The organism is Massilia sp. Root335, from assembly GCF_001425685.1.
In the GTDB taxonomy this organism is placed as follows: domain Bacteria; phylum Pseudomonadota; class Gammaproteobacteria; order Burkholderiales; family Burkholderiaceae_D; genus Telluria; species Telluria luteola.
Window position 1 is genome coordinate 405,249 of record NZ_LMCY01000008.1, and the last position, 25,057, is coordinate 430,305.

At 67.8% G+C, this 25,057-nt stretch carries 25 protein-coding genes; 9 read left to right on the top strand and 16 right to left on the bottom strand.

What is annotated here, in order from left to right; translation table 11 throughout:
* Positions 1–34: 34 nt before the first annotated feature.
* The 5 genes from galT to ASC93_RS07665 all read left to right on the top strand — a co-directional run bounded on the left by galT (position 35) and on the right by ASC93_RS07665 (position 8,004).
* Positions 35–1,129: a galactose-1-phosphate uridylyltransferase gene (gene galT / locus ASC93_RS07645; protein WP_056439576.1), complete on the top strand. Its 1,095-nt coding sequence runs from the start codon at positions 35–37 to the stop codon at positions 1,127–1,129.
* On the top strand, positions 1,126–2,271 hold the full coding sequence (locus tag ASC93_RS07650) for a Xaa-Pro peptidase family protein (protein ID WP_056439578.1): 1,146 nt from the start codon (positions 1,126–1,128) through the stop codon (positions 2,269–2,271). Before galT ends, ASC93_RS07650 begins: the two co-directional genes overlap by 4 nt.
* Positions 2,264–3,379, top strand: coding sequence for a galactokinase (galK, locus tag ASC93_RS07655; RefSeq protein ID WP_056439581.1), 1,116 nt, complete (start codon positions 2,264–2,266; stop codon positions 3,377–3,379). The genes ASC93_RS07650 and galK overlap by 8 nt, the downstream gene beginning before the upstream one ends.
* Complete coding sequence (locus ASC93_RS07660; protein WP_056439584.1) at positions 3,366–5,174, top strand: glycoside hydrolase family 2 protein; 1,809 nt, start codon at positions 3,366–3,368, stop codon at positions 5,172–5,174. Before galK ends, ASC93_RS07660 begins: the two co-directional genes overlap by 14 nt.
* A gap of 211 nt (positions 5,175–5,385) precedes the next feature.
* Positions 5,386–8,004, top strand: a complete 2,619-nt coding sequence (locus tag ASC93_RS07665; RefSeq protein WP_056439588.1) for an NAD(P)-binding protein — start codon at positions 5,386–5,388, stop codon at positions 8,002–8,004.
* A gap of 60 nt (positions 8,005–8,064) precedes the next feature.
* Here ASC93_RS07665 and ASC93_RS31635 read toward each other — a convergent pair whose 3' ends face one another.
* The 7 genes from ASC93_RS31635 to ASC93_RS07700 form a co-directional block, all read right to left on the bottom strand.
* The gene (locus tag ASC93_RS31635; protein ID WP_056439591.1) at positions 8,065–8,598 is read right to left on the bottom strand and encodes a hypothetical protein; all 534 of its coding nucleotides are present in this window, start codon (positions 8,596–8,598) and stop codon (positions 8,065–8,067) included.
* A gap of 156 nt (positions 8,599–8,754) precedes the next feature.
* The gene (locus ASC93_RS07675; protein ID WP_056439593.1) at positions 8,755–9,156 is read right to left on the bottom strand and encodes a VanZ family protein; all 402 of its coding nucleotides are present in this window, start codon (positions 9,154–9,156) and stop codon (positions 8,755–8,757) included.
* A 69-nt stretch (positions 9,157–9,225) separates the two neighbouring features.
* A complete protein-coding gene (locus ASC93_RS29570; RefSeq protein WP_082547835.1) occupies positions 9,226–9,549 on the bottom strand; it encodes a hypothetical protein in 324 nt (107 codons plus the stop codon).
* 543 nt (positions 9,550–10,092) lie between these two features.
* A complete protein-coding gene (locus ASC93_RS07685; protein ID WP_056439599.1) occupies positions 10,093–10,857 on the bottom strand; it encodes an SDR family NAD(P)-dependent oxidoreductase in 765 nt (254 codons plus the stop codon).
* A 59-nt stretch (positions 10,858–10,916) separates the two neighbouring features.
* Positions 10,917–11,426 (bottom strand): TPM domain-containing protein, encoded by a 510-nt coding sequence (locus tag ASC93_RS07690; protein ID WP_056439602.1) that lies wholly within the window; start codon positions 11,424–11,426, stop codon positions 10,917–10,919.
* Positions 11,426–12,283: a YgcG family protein gene (locus ASC93_RS07695; protein WP_056439604.1), complete on the bottom strand. Its 858-nt coding sequence runs from the start codon at positions 12,281–12,283 to the stop codon at positions 11,426–11,428. The genes ASC93_RS07690 and ASC93_RS07695 overlap by 1 nt, the downstream gene beginning before the upstream one ends.
* A gap of 9 nt (positions 12,284–12,292) precedes the next feature.
* A complete protein-coding gene (locus ASC93_RS07700; protein ID WP_157201798.1) occupies positions 12,293–12,871 on the bottom strand; it encodes a LemA family protein in 579 nt (192 codons plus the stop codon).
* 153 nt (positions 12,872–13,024) lie between these two features.
* On the opposite strand from ASC93_RS07700, the gene pyrF reads away from it, so the two are divergent.
* Positions 13,025–13,846: an orotidine-5'-phosphate decarboxylase gene (gene pyrF / locus ASC93_RS07705; RefSeq protein ID WP_056439610.1), complete on the top strand. Its 822-nt coding sequence runs from the start codon at positions 13,025–13,027 to the stop codon at positions 13,844–13,846.
* On the opposite strand, the gene ASC93_RS07710 is transcribed toward pyrF, so the two are convergent.
* The 3 genes from ASC93_RS07710 to ASC93_RS07720 all read right to left on the bottom strand — a co-directional run bounded on the left by ASC93_RS07710 (position 13,834) and on the right by ASC93_RS07720 (position 17,880).
* The gene (locus ASC93_RS07710) at positions 13,834–15,063 is read right to left on the bottom strand and encodes an MFS transporter (protein ID WP_056439614.1); all 1,230 of its coding nucleotides are present in this window, start codon (positions 15,061–15,063) and stop codon (positions 13,834–13,836) included. The two genes, pyrF and ASC93_RS07710, sit on opposite strands and share 13 nt — an antisense overlap.
* Before the next feature lie 313 nt (positions 15,064–15,376).
* Complete coding sequence (gene sbcB / locus ASC93_RS07715) at positions 15,377–16,825, bottom strand: exodeoxyribonuclease I (protein ID WP_056439617.1); 1,449 nt, start codon at positions 16,823–16,825, stop codon at positions 15,377–15,379.
* 101 nt (positions 16,826–16,926) lie between these two features.
* Entirely contained in the window at positions 16,927–17,880 is a 954-nt protein-coding gene (locus ASC93_RS07720) for a GGDEF domain-containing protein (protein ID WP_056439620.1), read from the bottom strand.
* Between the two features lie 109 nt (positions 17,881–17,989).
* Between ASC93_RS07720 and ASC93_RS07725 the strand changes: the two genes are divergently transcribed.
* Entirely contained in the window at positions 17,990–18,808 is an 819-nt protein-coding gene (locus tag ASC93_RS07725; protein ID WP_056439725.1) for a helical backbone metal receptor, read from the top strand.
* Positions 18,809–18,849: 41 nt separating this feature from the next.
* Here ASC93_RS07725 and ASC93_RS07730 read toward each other — a convergent pair whose 3' ends face one another.
* From ASC93_RS07730 to ASC93_RS07750, 5 genes are all read right to left on the bottom strand, one after another.
* A complete protein-coding gene (locus ASC93_RS07730) occupies positions 18,850–19,224 on the bottom strand; it encodes an HPF/RaiA family ribosome-associated protein (RefSeq protein ID WP_056439623.1) in 375 nt (124 codons plus the stop codon).
* Between the two features lie 76 nt (positions 19,225–19,300).
* A complete protein-coding gene (locus ASC93_RS07735; protein ID WP_307188979.1) occupies positions 19,301–20,002 on the bottom strand; it encodes a DUF1345 domain-containing protein in 702 nt (233 codons plus the stop codon).
* A complete protein-coding gene (locus ASC93_RS07740; protein WP_056439629.1) occupies positions 19,999–21,261 on the bottom strand; it encodes an MFS transporter in 1,263 nt (420 codons plus the stop codon). The genes ASC93_RS07735 and ASC93_RS07740 overlap by 4 nt, the downstream gene beginning before the upstream one ends.
* Positions 21,262–21,453: 192 nt before the next feature.
* Positions 21,454–22,197: a class I SAM-dependent methyltransferase gene (locus ASC93_RS07745; RefSeq protein ID WP_056439633.1), complete on the bottom strand. Its 744-nt coding sequence runs from the start codon at positions 22,195–22,197 to the stop codon at positions 21,454–21,456.
* Between the two features lie 117 nt (positions 22,198–22,314).
* On the bottom strand, positions 22,315–23,343 hold the full coding sequence (locus ASC93_RS07750) for a CDP-6-deoxy-delta-3,4-glucoseen reductase (protein WP_056439636.1): 1,029 nt from the start codon (positions 23,341–23,343) through the stop codon (positions 22,315–22,317).
* Positions 23,344–23,355: 12 nt separating this feature from the next.
* On the opposite strand from ASC93_RS07750, the gene ASC93_RS07755 reads away from it, so the two are divergent.
* A complete protein-coding gene (locus ASC93_RS07755) occupies positions 23,356–24,252 on the top strand; it encodes an NAD-dependent epimerase/dehydratase family protein (RefSeq protein ID WP_056439641.1) in 897 nt (298 codons plus the stop codon).
* A 158-nt stretch (positions 24,253–24,410) separates the two neighbouring features.
* Positions 24,411–24,674, top strand: coding sequence for a hypothetical protein (locus ASC93_RS07760; protein ID WP_056439644.1), 264 nt, complete (start codon positions 24,411–24,413; stop codon positions 24,672–24,674).
* 110 nt (positions 24,675–24,784) lie between these two features.
* Here the strand turns inward: ASC93_RS07760 and ASC93_RS31330 are convergent.
* A partial coding sequence (locus ASC93_RS31330; protein ID WP_162251809.1) for a hypothetical protein occupies positions 24,785–25,057 on the bottom strand: 273 nt, incomplete at its 5' end.

Here is a 25,057-nt window from a genome sequence, read left to right on the forward strand (position 1 = left end):
TCGCGCAAGGAGCAATGCCTGACCTGCCGATGCCATGCACAGCCAAGACCTGATAAAACCTGACGGAAGACATCTGACGTTGTACAGCAACCGGCCCATCCCGGACGGCATCGTCGCGACCAGTCCCTTCGCCGAGCCGCAGCACGCCAACCCGCACCTGCGCTGGCATGCGCTGCGCGGCGAGTGGGTCGCGTATGCCGCGTTCCGCCAGAACCGCACGTATCAGCCGCCGCCGCAGTACAACCCGCTGGCGCCCACGCGCGACCCGGCACACCCGACCGAGATGCCGGCCGGCGACTACGAGATCGCCGTGTTCGACAACCGCTTCCCGTCGCTGGCGCCCGATGCACATGAACCGCCCACGCTGACGGTGCCGAGCGCGCCCGCCAACGGGCAGTGCGAGGTCGTCGTGTTCACGCAGGACCCGCAGGCGGCGCTGGGCCGCCTGCCGCTGGCGCGCATCGAACTGCTGCTGGAAGTGTGGGCCGACCGCACGCGGCGCCTGAAAGGCCGCAACCACATCCAGTACGTGCTGCCGTTCGAGAACCGCGGCGCCGAAGTGGGCGTCACGCTGCACCATCCGCACGGCCAGATCTACGCCTATCCGTTCGTGCCGCCCGTGCCCGCGCGCCAGCTGGCGCAGGAGCGCGAGTACTACCTGCAGCACGCCACCAGCCTCCTCGGCGACATGGCGCGCGACGAAGCGGCGGACGGCAAGCGCGTGCTGTACCAGGACGAGCATGCGATCGCGTTCGTGCCGGCCTGCGCGCGCTATCCGTACGAGGTGTGGACGATGCCGACCGGCCCTTGCGGCGACTTCGCGGCGCTCACGCCGGTGCAGCGCGCAAGCCTGGCACGCGCGTTGAAGACGGTGCTGCTCAAGTTCGACTGCCTGTGGGAGCGCCCGTTCCCGTACCTGATGGTGTGGTACCAGGCGCCGACCGACGGCGCCGACCACCCCGAGACGCAGCTGCACTGCCAGTTCTATCCGCCGTACCGCACGCGCGACCGCCTGAAATACCTGGCCGGCACGGAGATCGGCGCCGGCATGTTCGCGATGGACGTGCTGCCCGAGACGACCGCGTACGAATTGCAGCAGGTCGACGTGCGGCTGGAGGACGCGGCATGAGCGCGCTGCCGGACCGCGGCGCCGGACGATCGGCCGGCGAGGTCGCGGACAAGCTCGCGCTGCTGCGCGCCGCGCTGGCGCAAACCGGGGCCGGCGCAGTGCGCCTGCGCGGCACCGACTGGTTCGCGTGGGCGACGGCGGGCGGCGACGCCGCCGTGCTGCAGGGGGCCGACTGCGGCGTGGCCGAGGTGCTCGTCACGCACGACGACGCCGTCGTCCTGACCGACGCCATCGAGGCCGAACGCCTGCGCCTGGAACAGGTGCCGCCCGGCTTCACGTTCCACATCGCGCCGTGGGCCGAGACCGAGCTGCGCGAGACCCATGTGCTGGGCGCGGCCCGCGGCGGCGCCGTGCTGTCCGACCGCCCGCGCAACGGCAACGGCAACGGCAACGCCGAGCAGCCGCTGCCCGCGAGCCTGCGCCTGCGCCGCATGGTGCTGCAGCCGTCCGAACAGGACCGCTACCGCGCGCTGGGTGCGGAGGCCTCCGCCGCGATGACGGCGACGCTGCGCGCCGCGCGTCCGCACTGGACCGAGCTCGACCTCGCGGCCGCGGGCGCGCAGGCGTTGTGGCGGCGCGGCATCCAGCCCGCGCTCGTGCTGGCCGCGGGCAGCAGGCGCCTGCAGGCGTTCCGCCATCCCGTGCCCACGCGCGAGACGCTCGGCGCGCGCGCGATGCTGGTGTTCTGCGCGCGCCGCCACGGCCTCGTCGCGAGCCTGTCGCGCGCCGTCGCGTTCGGCGCATTGTCCGTCGACGAGCGCAATGCGGAGGCGGACCTGCTGCAGGTCGAGGCGACGGGCCTGGATGCCGTGCGGCCGGGCCAGTCGCTGGCCGCCGTCTATCACGCGTTCGATGCCGCCTATCGCCACGCCAACCGGCCGGAGGCGATCCGCGAGCACCATCAGGGCGGCATCGCGGGCTACCAGGCGCGCGAGATCGTCGCCAGTCCCAGCACCGCGACGGGGATCGAGACGGGCATGGCGTTCGCGTTCAATCCGAGCTTCGCCGGCATGAAAGTGGAAGACACGTTCCTGCTCGGCGCGCATGGGCTGGAAAACCTGACGCTGGACCCGGACTGGCCGGCGACGACAATCCAGGGCCGCGCGCGGCCCGTATGGCTGGAGGTGGCAGACCATGAATGATCCCGAGACCTTCTTCGGCGGCGCCCCGGAGGCGCACGCGTCGGCACCCGGCCGCGTGAACCTGCTGGGCGAGCACACGGACTACAACGACGGCTACATGCTGCCCGTGGCGACGCCGCAGCGGACCGAGGTCGCGCTCGCGCACAGCCACGACGACCAGCACCACCTGTATTCCGGCACGCTGGACGGCAACGTCACGTTCGCGGCGAAGGGCGGCAGCGCGCCGCAGGGCTTCGGCAGCTATATCGAAGGCTGCATCCGCCTCGTGGAAGCGACGGGCGTCACGGTGCCGCCGCTGCGCGTGTTCGTGACGACGACGCTGCCCGTGGGGTCCGGCCTGTCGTCGTCCGCGGCGCTCGAAGTGGCGATGCTGCGCGCGCTGCGCAACCTGCTCGGCTTCACGCTCGACAACGTGACGCTGGCCAGAATAGCCCAGCGCGCCGAGATCGAATATGCCCGCGTCAACTGCGGCATCATGGACCAGATGGCGTCCAGCCTGTGCGACGAGCGCAACATGCTGTTCATCGACGCGCGCACGCTGGAGCACCACCTCGTGCCGATGCCACCCGGCACGGAGCTGATCGTCGTCGACTCCGGCGTGCCGCGCACGCTTGCCGCCAGCAAGTACAACGAGCGCCGCGCCGAATGCGAAGAGGCGTCGCGCAAGCTGGGCGTGCGCGCGCTGCGCGACGTGACCGACCCGGCGGCGGTCGACACGCTGCCCGAGCCGCTGCGCCGGCGCGCCCGCCACGTCGTGCTCGAAGACCTGCGCGTGCTGGAAGCGGCGCAGGGCGTGTCGGCCGAACGTTTCGGCGAACTGATGAACGCGTCGCACGACAGCCTGCGCGACGACTACGAGGTGTCGATTCCCGAGCTCGACCAGCTGGTGGCCGCGCTGCGCGCCGCCCCGGGCGTGCTCGGTGCGCGCCTGACCGGCGCCGGATTCGGCGGCGCGTGCGTGGCGTTGTGCCGCGCCGGAGGTCAAGAAAAATTCGCAGCAAGACAGGCAGCGGAAACTGCACTCTCCACCTACAACAAAGCTGGACGCCAGGGACGCATCCTGATCCCGGTCCCGACCCAAGGAAAGGAAAACAATGAGCCAGTTTGAGTATCCCCGCCCGCAGCTGGTCCGCGACAATTGGATCAACCTGAACGGTAAATGGCGCTTTCGTTTCGACGATGAGCTGGTCAACAAGATGCCGGAAGGCGTGAAAGGCTGGACCCACGAGATCAATGTCCCGTTCGCACCCGAGACCGAGATGTCCGGCATCCAGGACACGGGCTTTCACCGCTTCTGCTGGTACGAACGCGACTTCGAGGTGATGCCGTCCGAGAACCGTGTGATCCTGCACTTCGGCGCCATCGATTATTTTTCCCGCGTGTGGGTCAACGGCCAGCTCGTGGCCGAGCACGAGGGCGGCCACACGCCGTTCCGCGCCGACATCACGCCCGCGTTGAGAGCGGACGGCAAGCAGACCGTGACCGTGTTCGTCGAAGACGATCCGGCCGACCTGGCCAAGCCCCGCGGCAAGCAGGACTGGCTGCTGGAACCGCACTCGATCTGGTATCCGCGCACGACCGGCATCTGGCAGACCGTGTGGGTCGAGCAGGTGTCGCGCACCTTCATCCAGAACCTGCGCTGGACGCCGCTGTTCGAAACCTTCGAGATCGGTTGCGAAGTCATCGCCGGCGGCGACATCCAGGAAGACATGTTTGTCGAGGTTAAGATTTGGCACGGCAAGCAATTGCTGGCGGACGACAACTACAAGCTGCTGGCCGGCGAGGCGAACCGCAAGATCGCGCTGTCCGACCCCGGCATCGACGATTCGCGCAACGAATTGCTGTGGAGCCCCGAACGCCCGACCCTACTCGACGCCGAGGTGATCCTGCGCTGCGGCGACAGGATCGTCGACCACGTGAAGTCGTACACGGCGCTGCGCTCGTTCCACATCAACCGCGACCGCCTGCTGCTCAACGGCCGCCCGTATCCGCTGCGGCTCGTGCTGGACCAGGGTTACTGGACGGAGTCGTTCCTGACGGCGCCGTCGGACGACCACCTCAAGCGCGACGTCGAACTGGCCAAGCTGATGGGCTTCAACGGCGTGCGCAAGCACCAGAAGATCGAAGATCCGCGCTATCTGTACTGGGCCGACAAGCTGGGGCTGCTCGTGTGGGAAGAGATGCCCTCGGCCTACCGCTTCGCGCCGCGCGCGATCACGCGCATGGTCAAGGAATGGACCGAGGCCATCGAGCGCGACTACAGCCACCCATGCATCATCGTGTGGGTGCCGTTCAACGAATCCTGGGGCGTGCCGAACCTGACACTGACCCAGGCGCACCGCAACGCGGTCGAGGCGCTGTACCACCTGACGCGCACCCTCGACTCGACCCGCCCGGTGATCGGCAACGACGGCTGGGAAGCGTCGGCCACCGACATCCTGGGCATCCACGACTACGACTGCAGCCCGGACAAGCTGAAGGCGCGCTACGAGGTCAGCGACCCGGTGCGCACGCTGTTCGATCAACGCCGTCCCGGCGGACGCATCCTCACGCTGGACGGCTTCCCGCACCGCGGCCAGCCCATCGTGCTCACCGAATTCGGCGGCATCGCGTACGACCCGAACGCGACGCCCGAGGACGGCACGTGGGGCTATACCCGTGCCCATACGGCCGAGAGTTATCACGCGCTGTACCAACGCCTGCTGAAGGTGGTCAACGAGACCTTCATGTTCAGCGGCTTCTGCTATACCCAGTTCGCCGACACGTTCCAGGAAGCGAACGGCCTGCTCAACGCGGACCGTACACCCAAGCTGCCGTTCGAGGTGATCAGCGCGGCGACGCGCAACGTCGCCCTCGAACCCAAGGACGTGGAAGAGGAGGGAGACATGCCGGGCGCAGCCTGACGTCTTGCGCCGCCCGGCGCGCTCCGAACCCTGTCGCGAGCACGGCACCCGCAGGGCGCCTGCCCCATCGCTGCGCGGTCACGCATGGCCGCGCTGATGGACGGACACGCCCGTCCGTGCCGCGCGACCCGCGTTCGCCGGCGCGCCGCGGTGCGGGCGGTCCGGCTTTGCATCGATCAACCGACCGCCCTCGGGCGACAAGGAGCCCATCATGTCCACGATCGTCGTTTTCAGCCACCTGCGCTGGGATTTCGTGTTCCAGCGGCCGCAGCACCTGCTGTCGCGCCTGGCCCAGCATTATCCCGTCCTGTTCGTCGAAGAACCGGTGTACGACGATGGCGCCCCGTTCATGGAACGCTCCAGCCCCGCGCCGAACGTGACCGTGTGCCGCGCGCACACCCCGATCCACGCCAACGGTTTCCACGACGAGCAACTGCGGCTGCTCCAGCCCATGGTCGCGCAGCTGGCACCACCGGGCGAGGACGTCATCGCCTGGTTCTATACGCCGATGGCGCTGCCGCTGCTGCAATTGCTGCGGCCCGCGCTCGTCGTGTACGACTGCATGGATGAACTGGCGTCGTTCAAGAATCCACCCAAGCAACTGCTGCAGCGTGAAAGCGCGCTGCTCTCCATCGCCGACCTCGTGTTCGCCGGCGGCCCCAGCCTGTACGAGGCGAAGCGCCACCGCCACCCGAACGTCCACTGCTTTTCCAGCAGCGTCGACGTCGTGCATTTCCAGCAGGCGCTGGACCGCGGGCGCGCACATCCGCAGCAGGACGCCATCCCGCATCCGCGCCTGGGCTTCTACGGCGTGCTGGACGAGCGCTTCGATCCGGACCTCGTCGGCGCCGTGGCCGAAAGCCACCCCGAGTGGCAGATCGTGCTGGCCGGACCGATCGTCAAGATCGATCCGGAGCGTCTTCCACGCCGCCCCAACATCCATTACCTGGGCCAGCAGCCGTACGCGGCGCTGCCCGACCTGCTCGCCGGCTGGGACGTCTGCCTGATGCCGTTCGCCATCAACGAGGCGACGAAATACATCAGCCCGACCAAGGTGCTCGAATACATGGCGGCCCAGCTGCCGATCGTCAGCACGCCGATCGCCGACGTCGCCAATCCGTACGGCCACGTCGTCGCCATCGCGGCGACCGCGGACGAATTCATCGCCGCGTGCGAGGCCGCGCTGGCGCAGACGCCCGAGCAGCGCCGCCACATGATCGATGCGATGCAGGCCGTCGTCGCCGCCACGTCGTGGGACAACACGGTCGCGCGCATGCGCGAGCTGATCGACACGGCGCCGCCGCGCACCGACCGGCGCGCCACCCCGCGCAGCCTCGACGCGGCGGCCGACGCGGCCGCCGTCTCGCTGCGTGGCGACGCGCGGCGCGGCTCGAAGGTCAATCCGTTGCGCGTCCACGAGCCGCATGTGGGCACGATCGTCATCGGCGGCGGCCCGACCGGCCTGTCGGCCGCTTACCACCTGGGCGCGGATACGCTGCTGCTCGACCGCAACGAGACCGTCGGCGGCTGGTGCCGCTCGATCGAGGACAACGGCTTCACGTTCGATCACGCCGGCCACATCATGTTCTCGAACGACCCGTACGTCCTCAAGATGTACGAGGTGCTGCTGGGCGATAACGTGCACTGGCAGAATCGCGAAGCGTGGATCTACAGCAAGGGCGTATATACCCGCTATCCGTTCCAGGGCGCGCTGTACGGCCTGCCGCCGAAGGTGATCACGGAATGCGTGATGGGCGCCATCGAAGCCCGCTACGAAAGCGCGGAGGGCAGGACGACGGCCGCGCAAGCCGTCGACGACTGCTGCGCCGACGGCACGACCGACGTCTGCAACACGGACCGTGCCGTGAAAGGCGAAGTGCGCAACTTCGAGCAATTCATCTACAAGGTGTGGGGCAAGGGCATCGCGAAACACTTCGCGATTCCGTACAACCGCAAGATCTGGACCGTGCCGCTGTCCGAGATGGAAACGTCGTGGCTCGGCGGCAGGGTGCCGCTGCCGAACCTGGAAGAAATCATCCAGGGCGCGCTGGAGCCGTCGCCGGCGCCGCTGGGGCCGAACGCGCGCTTCGGTTATCCGTTGAAGGGCGGGTTCCAGGCGCTGATGAACGGCTTCCTGCCTCACATCAAGGGCAAGATCGAATTGAATGCGGACGTCGTGAAAGTGCTGCCGCGCGAACACATCGTCGCCCTGCGCGACGGCCGCCGCTTCCGCTACGACGACCTGATTTCCACGATGCCGCTGCCGGAGCTGGTCAAGGCGATCGGCGACGAGGCGCCGGAAGAGGTGAGGGCGGCGGCGAAGGGCCTGCGCCACGTGTCGATCCGCTGCGTGAACATCGGCATCGACCGCGCCGCCACGGACAAGCATTGGATCTACTACCCGGAAGACACGATCTTCCACCGCATCTTCGTGCAGGGCAATGCGAGCCCGGGATGCAATGCGCCGGGCGGCTTCGGCTTCACGTGCGAGATCTCGTACTCGCCGTATAAACCGCTGCCCGTCGACGGCGACGCGCTGATTGAACGCGCCATCGCGGATTGCCGCAAGGTCGGCATGATCCGGGACGGCGACACGATCCTCGCCGCCAACCAGGTCGACATGCCGTACGCCTACGTGCTGTACGACCACGCGCGCGCCCGCAACGTGGCGACGTGCAAGGCCTGGCTGAAGCAGTTCGACATCGTCCTCGTCGGCCGCTACAGCGAGTGGGAATACTACAACTCCGACCACGCCCTGCTGGCCGGCAAGCGCGGCGCGGACATCGTGCGTGCCAGGCATACGCAGGCGCAGCAGGTCGGGGCGGAATAGAACGGTGCCCGGGCGCGCTGCGGGATGCCGCCGGCGCGCCGGACCGGGCCGCTGTTCGGCTCAGTGTTGAATCATGCCGCCTGCCAGGCTCACGCGGTCGCCGGTGCGGAAGTCCGGCGTCGTCTGCTGCGTCACGACCTGGGTGCTGCCGTCGTCCATGCGCAAGGTGACGCGATAGACGCGGTCGGCGGAGCTGCCGGTGGCGCCGCCCGCGCTGCTGCCCATCGCCGCGCTCGCGCTGCTCTCGCCTTCCATGGCGGCACCGCTCGAACGGGGGACGACTTCGATGGCGGCGACGGTGGCGTTCGGGCTCATCGGCGGCGCGGTGGCGCCCTGGCCCTGCGTCATGGCGCCGGCGCTGTCATAGCCGGTCGAGCTGCCCGCCGTGCCGGACGCTCCGGAAGTGCCCGAGCTGCCGGTGTCGCCGCTGCTGCCCGATGTGCCGGTGGCCGTGCCGCTGCTGCCGGTCTCGCCGCTGGTGCCGCTGGTGCCGCTGCTGCCCATGCCACCGCCGCGCCAGGAACTGCACGCGGACAGCCCGACTGCGAGCGCCAGCAAGCCCGCCAGGAAGACGCTCTGGTGTTTTTGCTTCATGATCAACTCCTTCTGATGGGATAGTGTCAGGTTAGATGAGTGACGATGCCGCGTGCCACTTTGGTAAGAGGCCTGTTCGGTATCGGCGTTCAAGCTGCCCCCAGTTGAGCATGAGCCACGTCAAAGCCGTGGCGAATAGCGGCGGGTGACGCGGCCTCAGCGTTGGGCGTCGACGGGGGCGCGCGACGCCAGCAGGGCCAGCACGCTGCCGACGACGATGGCGGCGCCGACGTCGACGGCCCAGTCGCGGACGTCAGCGCCGCGATACGGGAAGAAGCTTTGCACGAACTCGTCGCCGGCACCCATCACGGCGACCGCCAGCACGGCCTTGCAGGCGCGGGCGAGCGCGCCGCCGCGGCTGCCGACGAACCACAGCGAGGCCAGCGCGGCATAGGCGATCGAGTGCAGGACCGGTCCCGGCGCGTAGGCACCGATGTCGGCCCGGGCGCCGGGGATGTTGCCTGTCGTAATGATCGTCAGGTACATCAGGACGGCGCCCGCAAGGCACAGCAGGCGCCGGTGCGGATGTTGCAGGAACGTGGATAAATACGATGTCATGGCAAGGTGAGGCTGAAAAGCGCTCACCTTACCATGCTCGTTGTGCGCTTGCACAAACGCGCGCGGGCCTCAGATCGTCAGGGCCGGCGCGCCGTTCGGATAGTGAGCGTCGAAGCAGCTGGCGCAGTCGGCGCAGAATAAATGGGCCATGCGCACCGCCGACTGGCGCAGGACCAGTTTCAGGTGGCCGCTCTGGCATTTGGGACAGATCTCTCGGACAGTGCCGAAAGTCAGTACGTGAAGAGGTTGCCCTTCATCGTCGAGGTGGTCGATCACCATGCGCGGGTTCAGCTCGCTGAGAACCAGACAGTCTTCCGGTTCCGCGTGATGGCGGCGCGATGGATGGGGTTGCTCTTGGGGTGGCGACATCGTCTCAGGTACAGGTAAAGTCATTGGACCGGCTCCATGTTGGATTGTCTTGTCCCCACGCGACATGTAAAAAATCGCGAGGCGCGAGATTCATCATAGCGGAATCTGAAGATGGTTCAAGCACAACAGCACGCAATTGTGCGGTGCGTGGCAGACGCGGCAATAAGAATACGGAACAAAAAAAATGCCCGCCAACGGAGGACGGGCACAACCCAAGATCGGGCCAAGAGACGCAGAATTCGGTGCGGTGTGCCGCTAGCAGCACACCTTCTGCGATCACGCATATCGGTTGCGTGTATGCAGATGAACCCAGTATAGGGAGAAAATGTGACTTGACCATGACGCTCATCAAAGATGCGCGCCTTTGGTCCCGAACGTTTGCGGATGGGATTGGTCCGCATGAGAACGATAAAAAAAAAGCCCGCTGATTGAGCGGGCTTCAAACTATTTTCTTGGAGGAGAATAGTGGAGACAGGTGCCATTATGCTGCGCTGCGGCATGCGCGTCCAATGATGAATTCGGATACCGGTTATTACCTGGCGTAATAATGGCCGAGCTCGCTTCGCGTCAGTCCTTGACCGGCACCGTGTAATTCAGCGCCATGCGGCCGCCATCCGCATACAGCGTCTGGCCCGTGATGTACGACGCGTCGTCGCTGGCGAGGAAGGCGGCGATGCCGGCGATCTCTTCCGGTTCGCCGCAACGGCCCAGCGGCGTGCGCGACAGGATCGTGTGGCGCGCTTCCGGGCTTCCCAGAACGGCCTGCTTCGCCAGCTCCGTCAGGATCGTGCCCGGGCCGATACCGTTGACGCGGATGCCGTGCTGGGCCAGGCCGATCGACGCCACGCGCGTGAGCTGGTTGACGCCGCCCTTCGACACGACGTACGGAATCTGGTTCGGGATCGTCAGCTCCGCATTGACACTCGACATATTGATGATGCAGCCGCTCTGGCGCTTGACCATCTCGCGGGCCACGGCCTGGCTGCACAGGAACATCGATTTCAGATTGATGCGCAGTACGCGGTCGAAATCGTCCTCGGCCAGGTCGAGGAAATCGGCGGCATGGGTCACGCCGGCGTTGTTGACGAGGATGTCGACGCGGCCGAAGGCGGCCAGCGTGGCGGCCACCATCGCATCGACTTCGGCCTTCACGCTCACGTCCGCCCGGAAGAAACGGGCAGCGTCGCCCAGCGCCGCGGCGGCGGATGCGCCTTCGGGACGGAGATCGACGAGCATCACGCGCGCGCCCTCGCGCACGAGGCGTTCGGCGCACGCATGGCCGATGCCCTGGCTGGCGCCGGTGACGATGGCGACTTTCTGGCTGAGTTTCATGGATATCCTCGTTGCTGCAATGAAAAGGCCGCCATTGTAGCGGCCTGCCGCGCGGCGCGTCAGAGCATCACGGGCCGGTCGGGCAATTCGTTCGGGCGTGCGCCGCCGGACGGGAAATGGTTGCGCAGCAGCTGGTTCACCTGGGCGATCGCGGCCAGCGTCGCCGCGCGGAATTCGCCGCGGGAAAAGCCGCGTGTCATCGTGTCGCACACGCCCTGCCAGGTGGCGGCGGGTATCCTGCGGTCGATGCCCCGGTCGGCAATGATATCGACCTTGCGGTCGGCCAGGTTCACGTAGATCAATACGCCGCAATTGTCCTCGGTGTCCCAGATGCCGTAGTCGGCGAACAGGGCGATGGCGCGCTGGCGGTTCGTCACGCCGGCCCAGGCCAGCGCCAGCGGCAACCCCTTTTCGACGATCAGGCGCACTTCGCCCCGGTGCGTCTGCTCGCCGGCCGTGATGGCTTCCGTGATCGCGTCGAGGGCGTCGGGCGGAAACGCGCGCTCCGCTTCGTTGCGGGTGCTGAACAGGTGGCGCAGGGCGCGCCGCAGGCGGCTCGGTTCGTCCATCACCAGTCTCCCGAGGCGCCGCCGCCGTCGAAGCTGCCGCCGCCGCCGGAGAACCCGCCGCCGCCGCCGTCCGAAAAGCCGCCGGAAAAGCCGCCGCCGCCGCCGCGCCAGCGGTCGTCGTCGTGCTGGTGGGCGGCATTGGCCAGTATGTTGCCGAGAATGAAGCCGGTCGTGCCGCTGTCCCAGCCGGCGCCATAGCGGCCCGGTTGCGCCAGCCGTGTGCGGCGCGGGCGGAACACCGCGCGCAGGACCACGACGCCGACGAGGATCAGGAAGAGGCTGACGACGACGTTGGGGCCGTCGTCCTCATGCTGTTGCGCCGGCGTTTGCGCCGGCGGCGCCGGGAATTTTTCCTGGTCGAGCAGGGTGGCGATGGCGCCCACGCCCGCGACGAGGCCGCCGTACCAGTCGTTCTGGCGGAAGTGCGGCGCGATCGTGTCTTCCAGGATGCGTTTCGATTGCGCGTCCGTGAGGACGCCCTGCACGCCGCGCCCCGCCTCGATGCGCAGGCGGCGCAGCGCCTTGGGATTGTCCTTCGCGACCAGCAGCAGCACGCCGTCGTCGACGCCCTTGCGCCCCAGTTTCCAGGCGTCCGTCACGCGGATGCCGTATTGCTCGATGGCTTCCGGCTCGGTCGACGCCACGAGCAGCACGGCGATCTGGCTGCCCGTCTTCGCCTCGTAGTCGGCCAGCACGCTTTCCAGTTTCCGGCGCTGGTCCGGCGTCAGCATGCCGATCTCGTCGGTGACGCGCGCACGCAGCGGCGGCACCGGTTTGAACTGGCCTTGCGCGCAGGCGTTACAAGCCAGCAGCAGGGTCAGCATCCAGGCCCAGAGCAAGCGCGGCAGGGCGTTCATGGGATGGCCTTATTTGCCGAAGTTGACGGTCGGCGCCGTCGAAATGGATTTCTCGTTCTCGACCGTGAACGAGGGCTTGGCCTGGTAGCCGAACATCATCGCGGTCAGGTTGGTCGGGAAGCTGCGGACCGTCACATTGTAGTCCTGCACCGCCGCGATATAGCGCTGGCGCGCCACCGTGATGCGGTTTTCCGTGCCTTCCAGCTGCGACTGCAGGTCGCGGAAGCTGGCGTCGGCCTTCAGTTGCGGATAGTTCTCCGACACGGCCATCAGGCGCGACAGTGCGTTCGACAGCTCGCCCTGCACCTGCTGGAATTTCTGGAAGGCTTCCGGATTATTCAACACTTCCGGCGTGATCTGGAAGCTGGTCGCGGCCGCGCGCGCCCGCGTGACGGCTTCCAGCGTATCCTTTTCGTGCGTCGCGTAGCCCTTGACCGTGTTCACCAGGTTGGGAATCAGGTCGGCGCGGCGCTGGTACTGGTTGACGACCTCGGACCAGGCGGCCTTGGTGGCCTCGTCCTTGGCCTGGAACTGGTTGTAGCCGCAGCCCGACAGCAGGGTGGCGGCCAGGACGGCGGCCAGCAGCATGCCGGCCCAGCGCGTGAACAAGGAAGGTTTCATCTGGCGATCCGTAACAAGTTGTCGAATGGCCAAAATATACCTGAAATGACATTGTATTGGCGAGACGAGCGGGGCGGAGCGCTACAATAGCGGGTTTGCAATCAGATCAGAGAGGCCGCCATGAACTTCATCGATAAACTGGACGCCGCCTGGCGCCGCAACGATTCCCTGCTGTGCGTGGGACTCGACCCGGACATGGCCCGCTTCCCCGCGCACCTGCAAGACCGCCCGGACGGCATCGTGGAGTTCTGCAAGGCCATCATCGACGCCACCGCCGACCTCGCCTGCGCGTTCAAGCCGCAGATCGCCTACTTCGCCGCCCTCGGCGCGGAAGACCAGCTGGAAGCCATCTGCCGCTACCTGCGCGAGCGCTACCCGCACATCCCGCTGATCCTGGACGCCAAGCGCGGCGACATCGGCGCCACCGCGCACCAGTACGCGCGCGAAGCGTTCGACCGTTACGGCGCCGACGCCGTCACCGTCAATCCGTACATGGGGTTCGATTCCGTCGAGCCGTACATGGCGTGGCCGGACCGCGGCGTGATCGTCCTGTGCCGCACGTCGAACGCGGGCGGCTCCGACCTGCAGTTCCTGGACGTGGGCGGCCAGCCGCTGTACCAGCACGTGGCGCGCCTCGTGGCCGAAAAATGGAACAAGAACGGCCAGTGCGCGCTCGTCGTCGGCGCCACGTTCCCGGAAGAACTGGCGCAGGTGCGCGCCATCGTCGGCGACATGCCGCTGCTCGTGCCGGGCGTCGGCGCCCAGGGCGGCGACGTCGAGGCGACCGTCAAGTCGGGTCGCACGGCCGCCGGCGCGGGCATGATGATCAATTCCTCGCGCGCCATCCTGTACGCGCAGCCGCAGGGCGGTGAAGACTTCGCCGCGGCCGCGCGCCGCGTGGCGCTCGAGACGCGCGACGCCATCAACCGCTACCGCGGCTGAACGTCGCCGCGCTGCCGGGCAATGGCCAGGTAGCGCAGCCCGACCGCCAGCGCGGCAAAGCCGGACGCGGCGGCGACGCCCAGCGCCCAGCGCGGGCCCGCATGGTCGGCCACCCAGCCGACGATCGGCGCGCCGACCGGCGTCGTGCCGAGCGCGATGCCGAGCCGCACGGCCATCACGCGGCCACGCATCGCGGGTTCGGTGGACAGCTGGATCAGGCTGTTCGAGGTATTGGTGAAGGTGAGGGCGGCCACGCCCGTCAGCGCCAGCGCGGCGGCGAACCACGGATAGCCCGGCGACACCGCGGCGAGCAGGCAGCCCACGCCGAACACCCCGGCCCCGATCACCAGCGCGCCGAAGTGCGTGCGCTCGCGGCCGGCGGCGAGCAGCGCGCCGATGACGCTCCCGACGGCCATCGTCGACGACAGCAGGCTGTAGCCGCGCGCATCGGTATGGAACACGGAGACGGCCATGGTGCCGATGAAGATCGGGAAATTCAGGCCGAACGTGGCGATCAGGAACAGCATGGCGAGGATCGCCATCAGGTCCGGCCGCTTCCACACATAGCGCAGGCCGTCGAGCATCCCGCGCCCGCCCGCGTTCCCGCGCGCGCGCGGGTGCGCGTGCAGCTCGCTCTTGCGCAGCCATGCCAGCGAACCCAGCACCGCGACATACGACAGTCCGTTGATCAGGAACGCCCACCCGGTGCCGACGCCGGCGATCAACAGGCCGGCGACCGCGGGGCCGACCATCCGGGCGGCGTTGAACGACGTCGAATTCAATGCGACCGCGTTCGGCAGGTCGGCGTCGCCGACGAGCTGCGCCACGAAGGTCTGGCGCACCGGCGCGTCGAAGGCCGATGCGCAGCCGAACAGGAAGGCGAACACGTAGACCTGCCACAGTTGCACGATGCCGGCGATCGTCAACAGGCCCAGCGCGAGCGCGAGCACGCCCATGGCCGCCTGGGTGACCATCATCAGCTTGCGCTGGTCGACGTGGTCGGCGACCCAGCCGGTCCACGGCAGCAGCAATAATTGCGGGCCGAACTGCAGCGCCATGACAGTGCCCACGGCCGAGGCGTTGTGGTGCGTGAGCTGGGTGAGGACGAGCCAGTCCTGGGCGGTGCGCTGCATCCAGGTGCCGACGTTGGAGACCAGGCAGCCGGCGGCCCACAGGCGGTAGTTGAAGTTATTTAACGAACGGAATGCGCGGGCCATCGGGATTGTCGTGGGGTGGGCGGTCCTCGCCCACGCGGTGATACGCGACGGTCGATCCGTCGAAAACGCGGCTCATCCGTGCAAACGCCGGTTGAACGCGTGGGCACGGGGCGCCCACCCTACGTAACGCGGCGCAGGCGTCAATCAATAACGAACGGAATGCGCGGGCCATCGGGATTGTCGTAGGGTGGGCGGTCCTCCGCCCACGCGGTGATACGCGACGGCCGATCCGTCGAAAACGCGGCTCATCCGTGCAAACGCCGGTTGTACGCGTGGGCACGGGGTGCCCACCGTAACGCGGCGCGAGCGCGAATCAATACCGGCTCGGGGCGATCATCTCCGCGTAATCATACAGCGCGCCCAGGATTTCCTCAGCCCGCTCGTCCGCCGTCTCGGACAGCGCGTCGATCTCGGCGAACAATTGCTCGACCGTGCGCGCCCCGCCGGCGCCGTCGAACAGGCGCGCGGCGCGGTGTTCTTCCCACGCCTGCTGCTCGTCTTCGCCCAGGGTGTGCGGGAAGTTGCGGGCGCGGTAGCGGAACAGCAGGTGCGCCAGGCGCTCGTCCTCGAACGACGGGCGCAGCGTCGCCAGCTTGGGCGCCGCCTCGGTCCGCAGCGATTCCAGCCGGCGCCGGTCGCCGGTCGAGACGAAGCCGCCGTACAGGTCTTCGTCGACGTCGACGGCGGCCGCGCCGGTCTCGCGCTGGTACACCTTCTGCCAGACCGCCGCCATGTCCGGCCCGCCCGCGGCAATGCGCGCGTGCGCCAGGCATTGGTCGACGTCCAGTTCCCAGCGCGCCGCCAGTTGCGTGCTCAGCGTTTTCAGGTTGCTGACCAGCATCGGCGACTTGTTCAGGTGCACGCTCTTGATGGGCAGCCGGGTCATCCCCTCGGGCATCTCGGCGGCGCGGGTGAACAGGCGCTGGCGGATCGTGTCGACGTTCAGGTGGAACAGTTCGGACGGGTCGTGGCGGCAGTCCCACACGAGGACTTCGTTCTTGTTGGTCGGGTGCGTGGCCAGCGGCCAGACCATCGCGAGGCAGCCGCGCTCGGCCGGGAACATGCCGGAAACGTGCAGGAAAGGCTGGCGCAGCGCGCGGTCGAGGTGCAGGCCCATCTGCTCCGCGACCTTGTCCTTGCGGCGCAGTTCGAGGCAGAAGTCGAACAGCTTCGGTTGCTTGCTGCGCAGCAGGCGCGCCAGCGCGATGGTGGCGCGCACGTCGGACAGGGCGTCGTGCGCGGCGTCGTGCGCGAGGCCGTTGTCGCGCGTGAGGTGTTCGAGCTTGAAGCTGGGGCGGCCGTCGTCGTGGCGCGGCCACGTGATGCCGTCCGGACGGAGCGCATAAGCCATGCGGACGACGTCGAGCATGTCCCAGCGGCCGCAACCGTTCTGCCATTCGCGCGCATACGGGTCCATCAGGTTACGCCACAGCAGGAAGCGCGTGACTTCGTCGTCGAAGCGGATCGTGTTGTAGCCGACGCCGATTGTGCCCGGCTCGGAGAACGCCGCGCAGATGCGGGCCGCGAATTCGTGCTCGGGCACGCCGTGTTCGAGGCAGTGCTGCGGCGTGATGCCGGTGATCAGGCAGGCCTGCGGATCGGGCAGGTAGTCCGGCGCAGGCTGGCAGTACAGCATGATCGGCTCGCCGATTTCGTTGAGGTCGGCGTCGGTGCGGATCGCGGCGAACTGCGCGGGACGATCGCGCCGCGGTTCCGCGCCGAAGGTCTCGTAGTCATGCCAGAGGAACGTATGGGTGCTCATTGTGGTGCCGTGCGCGGCTGAGTTGCGACGCGCCATTCTAACTTGCATGAATCGCGCGGCCTAGCGTCGCCGCAATCCGGCCGGGGGAACCAAATCGACGTTCACGTGCCGATGCGGTCCCGTCCGGCTTCCTTGGCGCGGTACAAGGCGGCGTCGGCGGCTTCGATCAGGCCCCGTTCGTCCTGGCCGGGCAGCAGGGTGGCGACCCCGAACGAGCCGGTGACGTGGGGCAGCGGCAGGCGCATGTCGTCGAACACGACGGCCTCGCGCATGCGTGCGCACAGGCGTTCGGCGACCATCACGGCCTGCTGCTGCGGGGTGGCGGGCAGGATCGCCATCATCTCTTCGCCGCCGTAGCGCACGGCGAAATCGGTCGGACGCAGGCCGGCGCGGATCACGCCGGCCGCCGCGCACAGGGCGCTGTCGCCCGCGATGTGGCCGTGGGTGTCGTTGAAGCGCTTGAAGTGGTCCAGGTCGATCATCACGAGCGACAGCGGGCCGCTGTCCTGGCGCGCGCGGGCGACGAGCTTGGGCAGCGCGTCGTTCAGCCAGGCGCGGTTGTACAGGCCCGTGAGGCCGTCGTTGAACGACAGCTGGCGGTAGAACTCGCCCAGCTTCTGGCGCCGGCGCAGGCGGGCGTTCGTCGCGCGGATGCGGAACGACAGCAGCCGCAGCAGGTTGCGCGCCACGCCGTTGTGGCCGTCAATCAATTGCCACACGCGTTCAGGTTCGATCACGAGGAGCTCGCTGTCTTCGAGCGCGACGATGGCGTCCAGGTTGGCGGCATCGTCCAGCACCGACTGCTCGCCCACGCTCTCGCCGGGCAGGATGCGGTCGATGTTGCCTTCGCCCAGCGCCGCCTCCACGGCGAGGCTGCCCGCCAGCAGGATGTACAGGCGCGCCCGCAGGCCGTCCTCGAGCGCCTCGCCCTCCGGCAATCGCACCAGCTTGCAATCGGCAAGCGCCTGCGCGACGGCGGGGCCGTCGGCGTCGCGAAAGAGCTGCAGGTTGCGGATGCTGTAGGAGGATGCACCGAAGGTGCCGGTTACGATCATGGCTTTAAACTTCTGGGCGACAACTTATATTGACAACCTCGCATGATACCTGAACGAAACAGCAACGCCGATGCTTGGCGCCGATAAACAACAGTGTTTCAATGGCGGCATGACTACCGCTACCGATTCCATCCTGGCCGACGCGCTCGGCAAACTGCACGCGCCCGCGCCCGCGCCCGATGCGCGCATCGTCTGCCTCGTGCCCTCGATCACCGAACTGCTGTGCGACCTGGGCCTGGCCGGCAACGTGGTCGGCCGCACCGGCTTCTGCATCCATCCGCGCGACGTCGTCGCCGCCATTCCCAAGGTCGGCGGCACGAAGGACGTCAACATCGAGAAGATCCGCCGGCTGGCGCCCACGCACGTCGTCGTCAACATCGACGAGAACGAAAAGCCGACCGTCGACAGGCTGGCCGAATTCGTGCCGCACATCGTCGTCACGCATCCGAACGCGCCGCGCGACAACCTGCACCTGGCACGGTTGATGGGCGGGATCTTCGGTGCCGGCGATGCCGCCGCGCGCTGGTGCGCCGCCTTCGAGGCCGAGTACGCGGCGCTGCGCGCGTTGCCGCACCATCCCCCTCGCACGGTGTTGTACTGCATCTGGCAGGACCCGTGGATGACGGTGTCGAACGGGACGTATATCGCCGCGATGCTGGCCGAACTGGGCTGGCGCGTGCCGGACCTGGGCGCGGACCGCTATCCGCGCTTCGCGTGGTCGCAGGAACTCGTGGACGGGCTCGACGCCGTGCTGCTGTCGACCGAGCCCTACCGCTTCACGGAAGCGCATGCGGACGCGCTGGAAAAGCAGTTGGGGATTCCCGTGCTGCTGGTCGACGGCGAGATGATGTCGTGGTACGGCAGCCGGGCGCTGGCGGGGCTGCGCTATCTGCGGCAGGTCCGGGACATGGTCGAGGGCGCAGGCTGAACGGAGCGGCCCGGGTGCCGGGCCGCGGTCGCCGCGGGCGATCAGGAATCGCTGGTCAGGTCTTTGTCGGACTCGGCGTCGACGGGCAGCGGTTCGCGCTTGTTCTTGTCGTTCAGGCGGCCGATGGCGCTGTCCAGTGCACGCTTGAGCTTGGTGATGGCGCCCGAGATCGACAGCTGCAGGTTTTCCGCATGCGCATGCACGACGACGGGCGCATAGCCGGACACGAGCGCTTCCATCATGCAGTAATTGCTGCCGTCCTCGTGCTTTTCGCGGTTTTCGTTACTCAGGTGGACGTCGACGCGGCGCACGTGGTCGCCGAAACGGCTGATCGCTTCCTCGACCTGGGTGCGGACGCGTTCGTCGAGGCCCTGGTGGCGCTGGATCGTGTTATCGGTGTTGACATTAACTTCCATAAACTCCTCCAAAAGTGGTCATATTTGCATCGATGTTACACACTCCGGGAAAGACCCGGCGCGCCGCACGCGCGGCTCAGGCATTCACGAGGCTGGCCGCGATGTTGACCGAGAGGCCGAGGATCACGAGGTTGAAGAAGAACGCGAGCACGCAATGGCCCAGCACCAGCTTGCGCATGGCGCGCGTCTTGACCGTCACGTCCGACGTCTGGACGGCGACCGAGAGCGTGAAGGAGAAATACAGGAAATCCCAGTAGTTCGGCTGCGTGTGCCGGTCCGGGAATTCCAGCGGCAGCGTGTGCTTGCTGGCCGTGTAGTACAGGTGCGCGTAGTGGAAACAGTACATGACGCCGACCAGCAGCCAGGAGCCGATCACGGTCAGCGCCGTGAACGCGTAGTGCAGGGCCGCCACGTGCTCGGATGCCTGCTTCATGTTCGCCAGTTCGGTCACGATGGCATAGACGCTCAGGATCGCGCCGACGATCACGGCGCCCAGCACCGCGCCGCCGCGTTCGTCCTGTCTTTCGGCGATGGCGCGCACCCGGCTGTGGTCGGCCCGGAACATCGTCCACGTCATCGTCAGCAGGTACGACCACACCCCGGTGTTCCAGCCGATCAGGGCGCGCCGCAGCCCGGAGTAGTGGCCCGGCGCGAGCAGGCCGGCCGCCACGCCGAGCATGAGCGCGCCGAGCAGGTAGGGGCGGCTGCGGATGAAGCGTACCAGGAAGCCGGGTTGCTCCGGCGGGCGGGCATCGTGGGGGAAGGGCTTGTCCATCATCCGGCCTTGGCCTGTGCGGTGCGTTCCGCTTCGTGGTGCGGGAAGCGGTCCATGCGCGACAGCACGGGGAACAGCTTCATCCACGTGCCCGTGACGACGAGGGTGGCGACGCCGCCGAACACGATCGCGCGCACGAGGCCGAACCAGCTGGCCGTGAGGCCCGATTCGAATTCGCCCAGTTCGTTGGAGGCGCCGATGAACACGGCATTCACGGCGCTGACGCGGCCGCGGATCTCGTCCGGCGTTTCGTACTGGACGAGCAGGTGGCGGATGTAGACGCTCACCATATCGCCCGCGCCCAGCAGGAACAGGGCGCCGAGGGCGACGTAGAAGCTGTGCGTGACGCCCATCGTCACGGTGGCCGCGCCGAACAGGGCGACGCCGCCGAACATCCAGGCGCCGACCCTGCGCGTGATGGGCCGGAACGCCAGCGCGATCGAGCACAGCGTGGCACCCGCGCCCGGCGCCGTGCGCAGCAGGCCGAGGCTCGTCGGGCCGGCCTGCAGCACGTCGTGGGCGTAGGCGGGCAGCAGGGCGGTGGCGCCGCCGAACAGCACGGCGAACAGGTCGAGCGAGATGGCGCCCAGCACGATCGGACGCGACCACACGAAGCGCAATCCCTCCAGCAGCGTGTGCCAGCTGACGGGCGCCTTGTTCCTGGCCTGCGGCGCGCTTCTGGTGCGGGCCATCAGCAGCACGGCCACGGCCAGGAGGGTGCTCGACACGGCGTAGACGACGTTCGGCCCGAACACGTACAACAGGCCGCCCAGCACCGGACCGACGATCACGGACACCTGGAACGTGGACGAGCTCAATGCCACGGCCTGCGAGAAATCCTGCGTGGAGACGAGGTTGCGCAGCACGGCCTGCGAGGCCGGCATCATGAAGGCGCGCGCGCTGCCGTACAGCACGAGCACGGCGTACACGGGCCAGACGGTCGTGCTGCCGGACAGCGTGAACGCGACGAGCAGCAGGCTGCACAGCAGCTGGGTGGCCATGCACAGCAGGACGATCTTGCGGCGGTTGTGCGTATCGGCCACGTGGCCGGCCCACAGGATGAGCAGCAGGAAGGGCGCGAACTGGGCCAGGCCGATGAGGCCGAGGGCGAACAGGCTGTGGGTGATCTGGTAGACCTGCCAGCCGACGGCCACGCTCTGCATCTGGATGGCGAGCGTGCCGAGGAAGCGCGACGACAGGTAGAACGCGACATTCGGATTGCGCAGGACGGCAAGACGGCCTGTCGGAGAAAGGACGGACATAGGTTGGGTGAGGGTACTGGCAGGAATGCAACCCTCATTGTGCCTGATGTCGGCGAACTGCGCTGTCAATACGTAGGGTGGGCACACCGTGCCCACGCGGACGCCGGCGAACCGCGAACGTGCGCGTGGGCGGGGGCCGCCCACCCTACGGTTGGTGTGCGTGCACCCGTGCCCACCATGGGGGCCGCGAAATTATTTTTTGACGAACCGGACCGCGAACTTGTCGTCCGGCGCACCCTTCATCTCGAAGAACGGCTGCTCGCGCGGGTCGGACGGGGCGCGCAGGTAATCGCTGCGGGCGTCGACCTTGAAGCCGGCTTTCGTCACCTCGTCGACCAGCGTGTCCTCGTCGATGCGGTGCAGCGTCTTGGTGGCAGTCAGGCCGGCGCCCTTCTTGGCCGCATTGTCGACGATGACGAGGTGGCCGCCCGGCTTGAGCGCATCGTACAGGTGCTTGTTCATCGCGGCGCGGTCGGTCGGGGTGTTCACGATGTCGTGGTACGACATGTTGATCGTGATGAGGTCCAGCGGCGGCGTGCCTTTCGGGACCGGATCGTTGTAGTCCGCCACGACCGCATGCAGGTTCGGCAGCGTGGCCTGGCCCACGCGCTGTTCCAGCTTCGGATTCGGCTTGCCATTCTGGGCCCAGACGGCGCCCTTGGTGCCGACGGCCGCCGTCAGCAGCGCCGCGGTGGCGCCGCCGCCCGACGCGACGTCGAGCACCTTCATGCCCGGTTTCACTTCGGCGAACGTCAGGAACTCGCCCGATTTGCGGTGCGCGTCGGCCTTGCGGTCGTCGTCGCTGCGGATCGGGCTGGCGAGGACGGATTGCCAGTTGGCGCCCGCCTGGTCGGCGGCGTGGGCAGGGAGGGCGCCCGTCAGCAGGGCGGCCGACAGGGCAAGCAGGACAGGGGCACGGCGGAGCGTCTTATGCATATGTTCGACCCTTTCTTGTTGGGAGCCGGCCGGACGTGGCCGGGGCAACCGCGACCTTACTCCAAATTCTTGTCGAGATATACAAGAATCGCATCTGCATGCGCCCCTGTCCGCGCGTCACGGCTGGGCCAGGTCGGCCTCTGTCGTGAAGGCGTCGGCGTAGAACTCGTCGTCCGGCAGGCCGCACCGGGCGACGTAGTCGCGCCGCGCCGAATCGACCATGACCGGCGCGCCGCATGCGTACACCTGGTGGTTGGACAGGTCGGGAATGTCCTGCATCACGGCCGCGTGGACGAAGCCGGTGCGGCCCGTCCAGCCGTCTTCCGGCAGGGCGTCCGAGATGACCGGCACGTAGGTGAAATGCGGCAGCTCGCGCGCCCATTGTTCGCACAGTTCGTGCATGTACAGGTCCTGCGGCCGGCGGCCGCCCCAGTACAGCGCGACGGGACGCTCCGACTTCAGGTGGATCATGTGCTCGACGAGGGCCTTGACGGGCGCGAAGCCGGTGCCGGACGCCAGCAGCACGATCGGCTTGGCGGATTCCTCGCGCAGGAAGAAGGTGCCCAGCGGGCCTTCGAAGCGCAGGATGTCGCGCTCCTTCATCGCCCCGAACACGTGGTCCGTGAACAGTCCGCCCGGCAGGTGCCGGATGTGCAGTTCGATGGGGCCGCCCAGCGACGGTGCGCTGGCGATGCTGTACGCGCGGCGCTTGCCGTCCTTGAGCATGAATTCGACGTACTGGCCGGCGCGGTAGGCGAGGGCTTCGTTGGCCGGCAACTGCAGCGTGAGGATGACCACGTCCGGCGCGGCGCGGCGGATCGACGTGACGCGGGTCGGCATCTTGCGCACCGGGTACTCGCTGCTGCCGCCGACTTCACGCGCTTCGATCACCAGGTCGCCCTCGGGGACGGCGCAGCACATCAGCGCATAGCCCTGCAGTTTCTCCTGGTCGGACAGGGCGCGCGCCTGGTGCGGCTTGTGCTGGATCGTCCCTTCGACGACCTTGCCCTTGCAGGAACCGCAGGCGCCGTTCTTGCAGCCGTACGGCAGGCCGATGCCGGAACGGATCGCGGCCGCGAGCACGGTTTCGTCCCCCGCGCAGTCGTAGTGATGGCCGCTGGGCTGGACAGTGATCTGAAACGTCATACAATCCTCGGAATGAATACAAAAAACAATGTCAGGTTCAACAAGCCGCGCCTCCTGATCGTGGGCTGCGGCGATGTCGGCATGCGTCTGCTGCCGCTAGTGCGCGAGCGCTTTCGGGTGTTCGCCGTGACGAGCCAGCCGGCCCGTGCTGCCGCGTTGCGCGCGGCGGGCGCGGTCCCGGTCGTGGCCGACCTCGACCGGCCCGAGACGATGAAACGACTGGCCGGACTGGCGCAGCGGGTCGTGCATCTTGCGCCGCCTCAGCAGGACGGTGCGCTCGATTTGCGCACGCGCAATTTGACCGCCATTCTACCCGAGGGCGCGCGGGTGGTTTATGTCAGCACCACGGGCGTCTACGGCGACCGCGGCGGCGCGGCGACTCCCGAGACGACGCCGGTGGCCCCGCGCAACGCCCGCGCCCGCCGCCGCGTGGACGCCGAACGCGTCCTGCGTGCCTGGGCCGTGGCCGGCGGGGGCAAGGTGGCGATCCTGCGCGCGCCCGGCATTTACGCGGCCGACCGCCTGCCCATCGAACGGCTGCAGCGCGGCACGCCGGCGCTGGCGCCGGTCGACGACGTGTACACGAACCACATCCACGCCGACGACCTGGCGCGCCTGTGCGCGCTGGCGCTGTTCCGCGCGCGGCCGGGGCGGGTGTACAACGCGTCCGACGATTCGCGCCTGAAGATGGGCGACTATTTCGACCTCGTGGCCGACGCCTTCGGCCTCGCGCGGCCGCCGCGGCTGGCCCGGACCGAGCTGGAGAAGGCCGTGTCGCCGATGCTGCTGTCGTTCATGTCGGAATCGCGCCGGCTGGACAATCGCCGGATCGGGACGGAGCTGCGCGCCCGCCTGCTGCATCCGCGCGTCGAAGCGGCCGTCGCCGCGCTGGCCCGGGCGTCGAAATAAGGGCGGCTTAAGCATTTCGCAACTGATCCATGTATCATTTGGGTTCGCCGTAGAGCGACCATACAAATAATCTATATTTCCCAAAACTGGCAGATTTTCCATTACCCGCCTCGGGTCGTGGAGAATTTCCCATGGATGTCACTAGCGAAGGACCATCAATGCCCATCCGACGGATACCCGAGGGCGCCGAGTATGACCCGAACCGGGTGCTCGATGCCATCATCAACAAACTCAAGCTCAAGAACGACGCCGCGCTGTCGCGCGTGCTGGAAGTGGCGCCGCCCGTGATCAGCAAGATCCGCCACAACACCCTGCCGATCGGCGCCACCATCCTGCTGCGCATGCACGAAGTGTCCGACTACAGCATCCGCGAGCTGCGCGCGCTGATGGTGCGGATGGAGGGCGTGACCGGCGCGGCCTGAGCCGCAAACAAAAAAGATCCGTCCCGGGGTACGGGGCGGATCAGGCTGGCGCCGCCTGCGTGGGAGCGGCCGCGCCAGGAGACTGCGGGACGTGGTGGCGTTCCCGGGCCTCAGGCAGCGCCCAAGGTGTGGCCGCCGCGGTTGATGAGCTTGTCGATGTGCGGGCTGGCGCACCAGGCGGTGCTGTCGCCGCGTTTGGCCGGCGTGTTGATGTGCGGGCTGGCGCACCAGGCGGTGCCGTCGGCGCGTTTGGCCGGCTTGTCGCCGTGCGGGCTGGCGCACCAGGCGGTGCTGTCGCCGCGTTTGGCCGGCGTGTCGCCGTGCGGGCTGGCGCACCAGGCGGTGCCGTCGGCGCGTTTGGCCGGCTTGTCGATGTGCGGGCT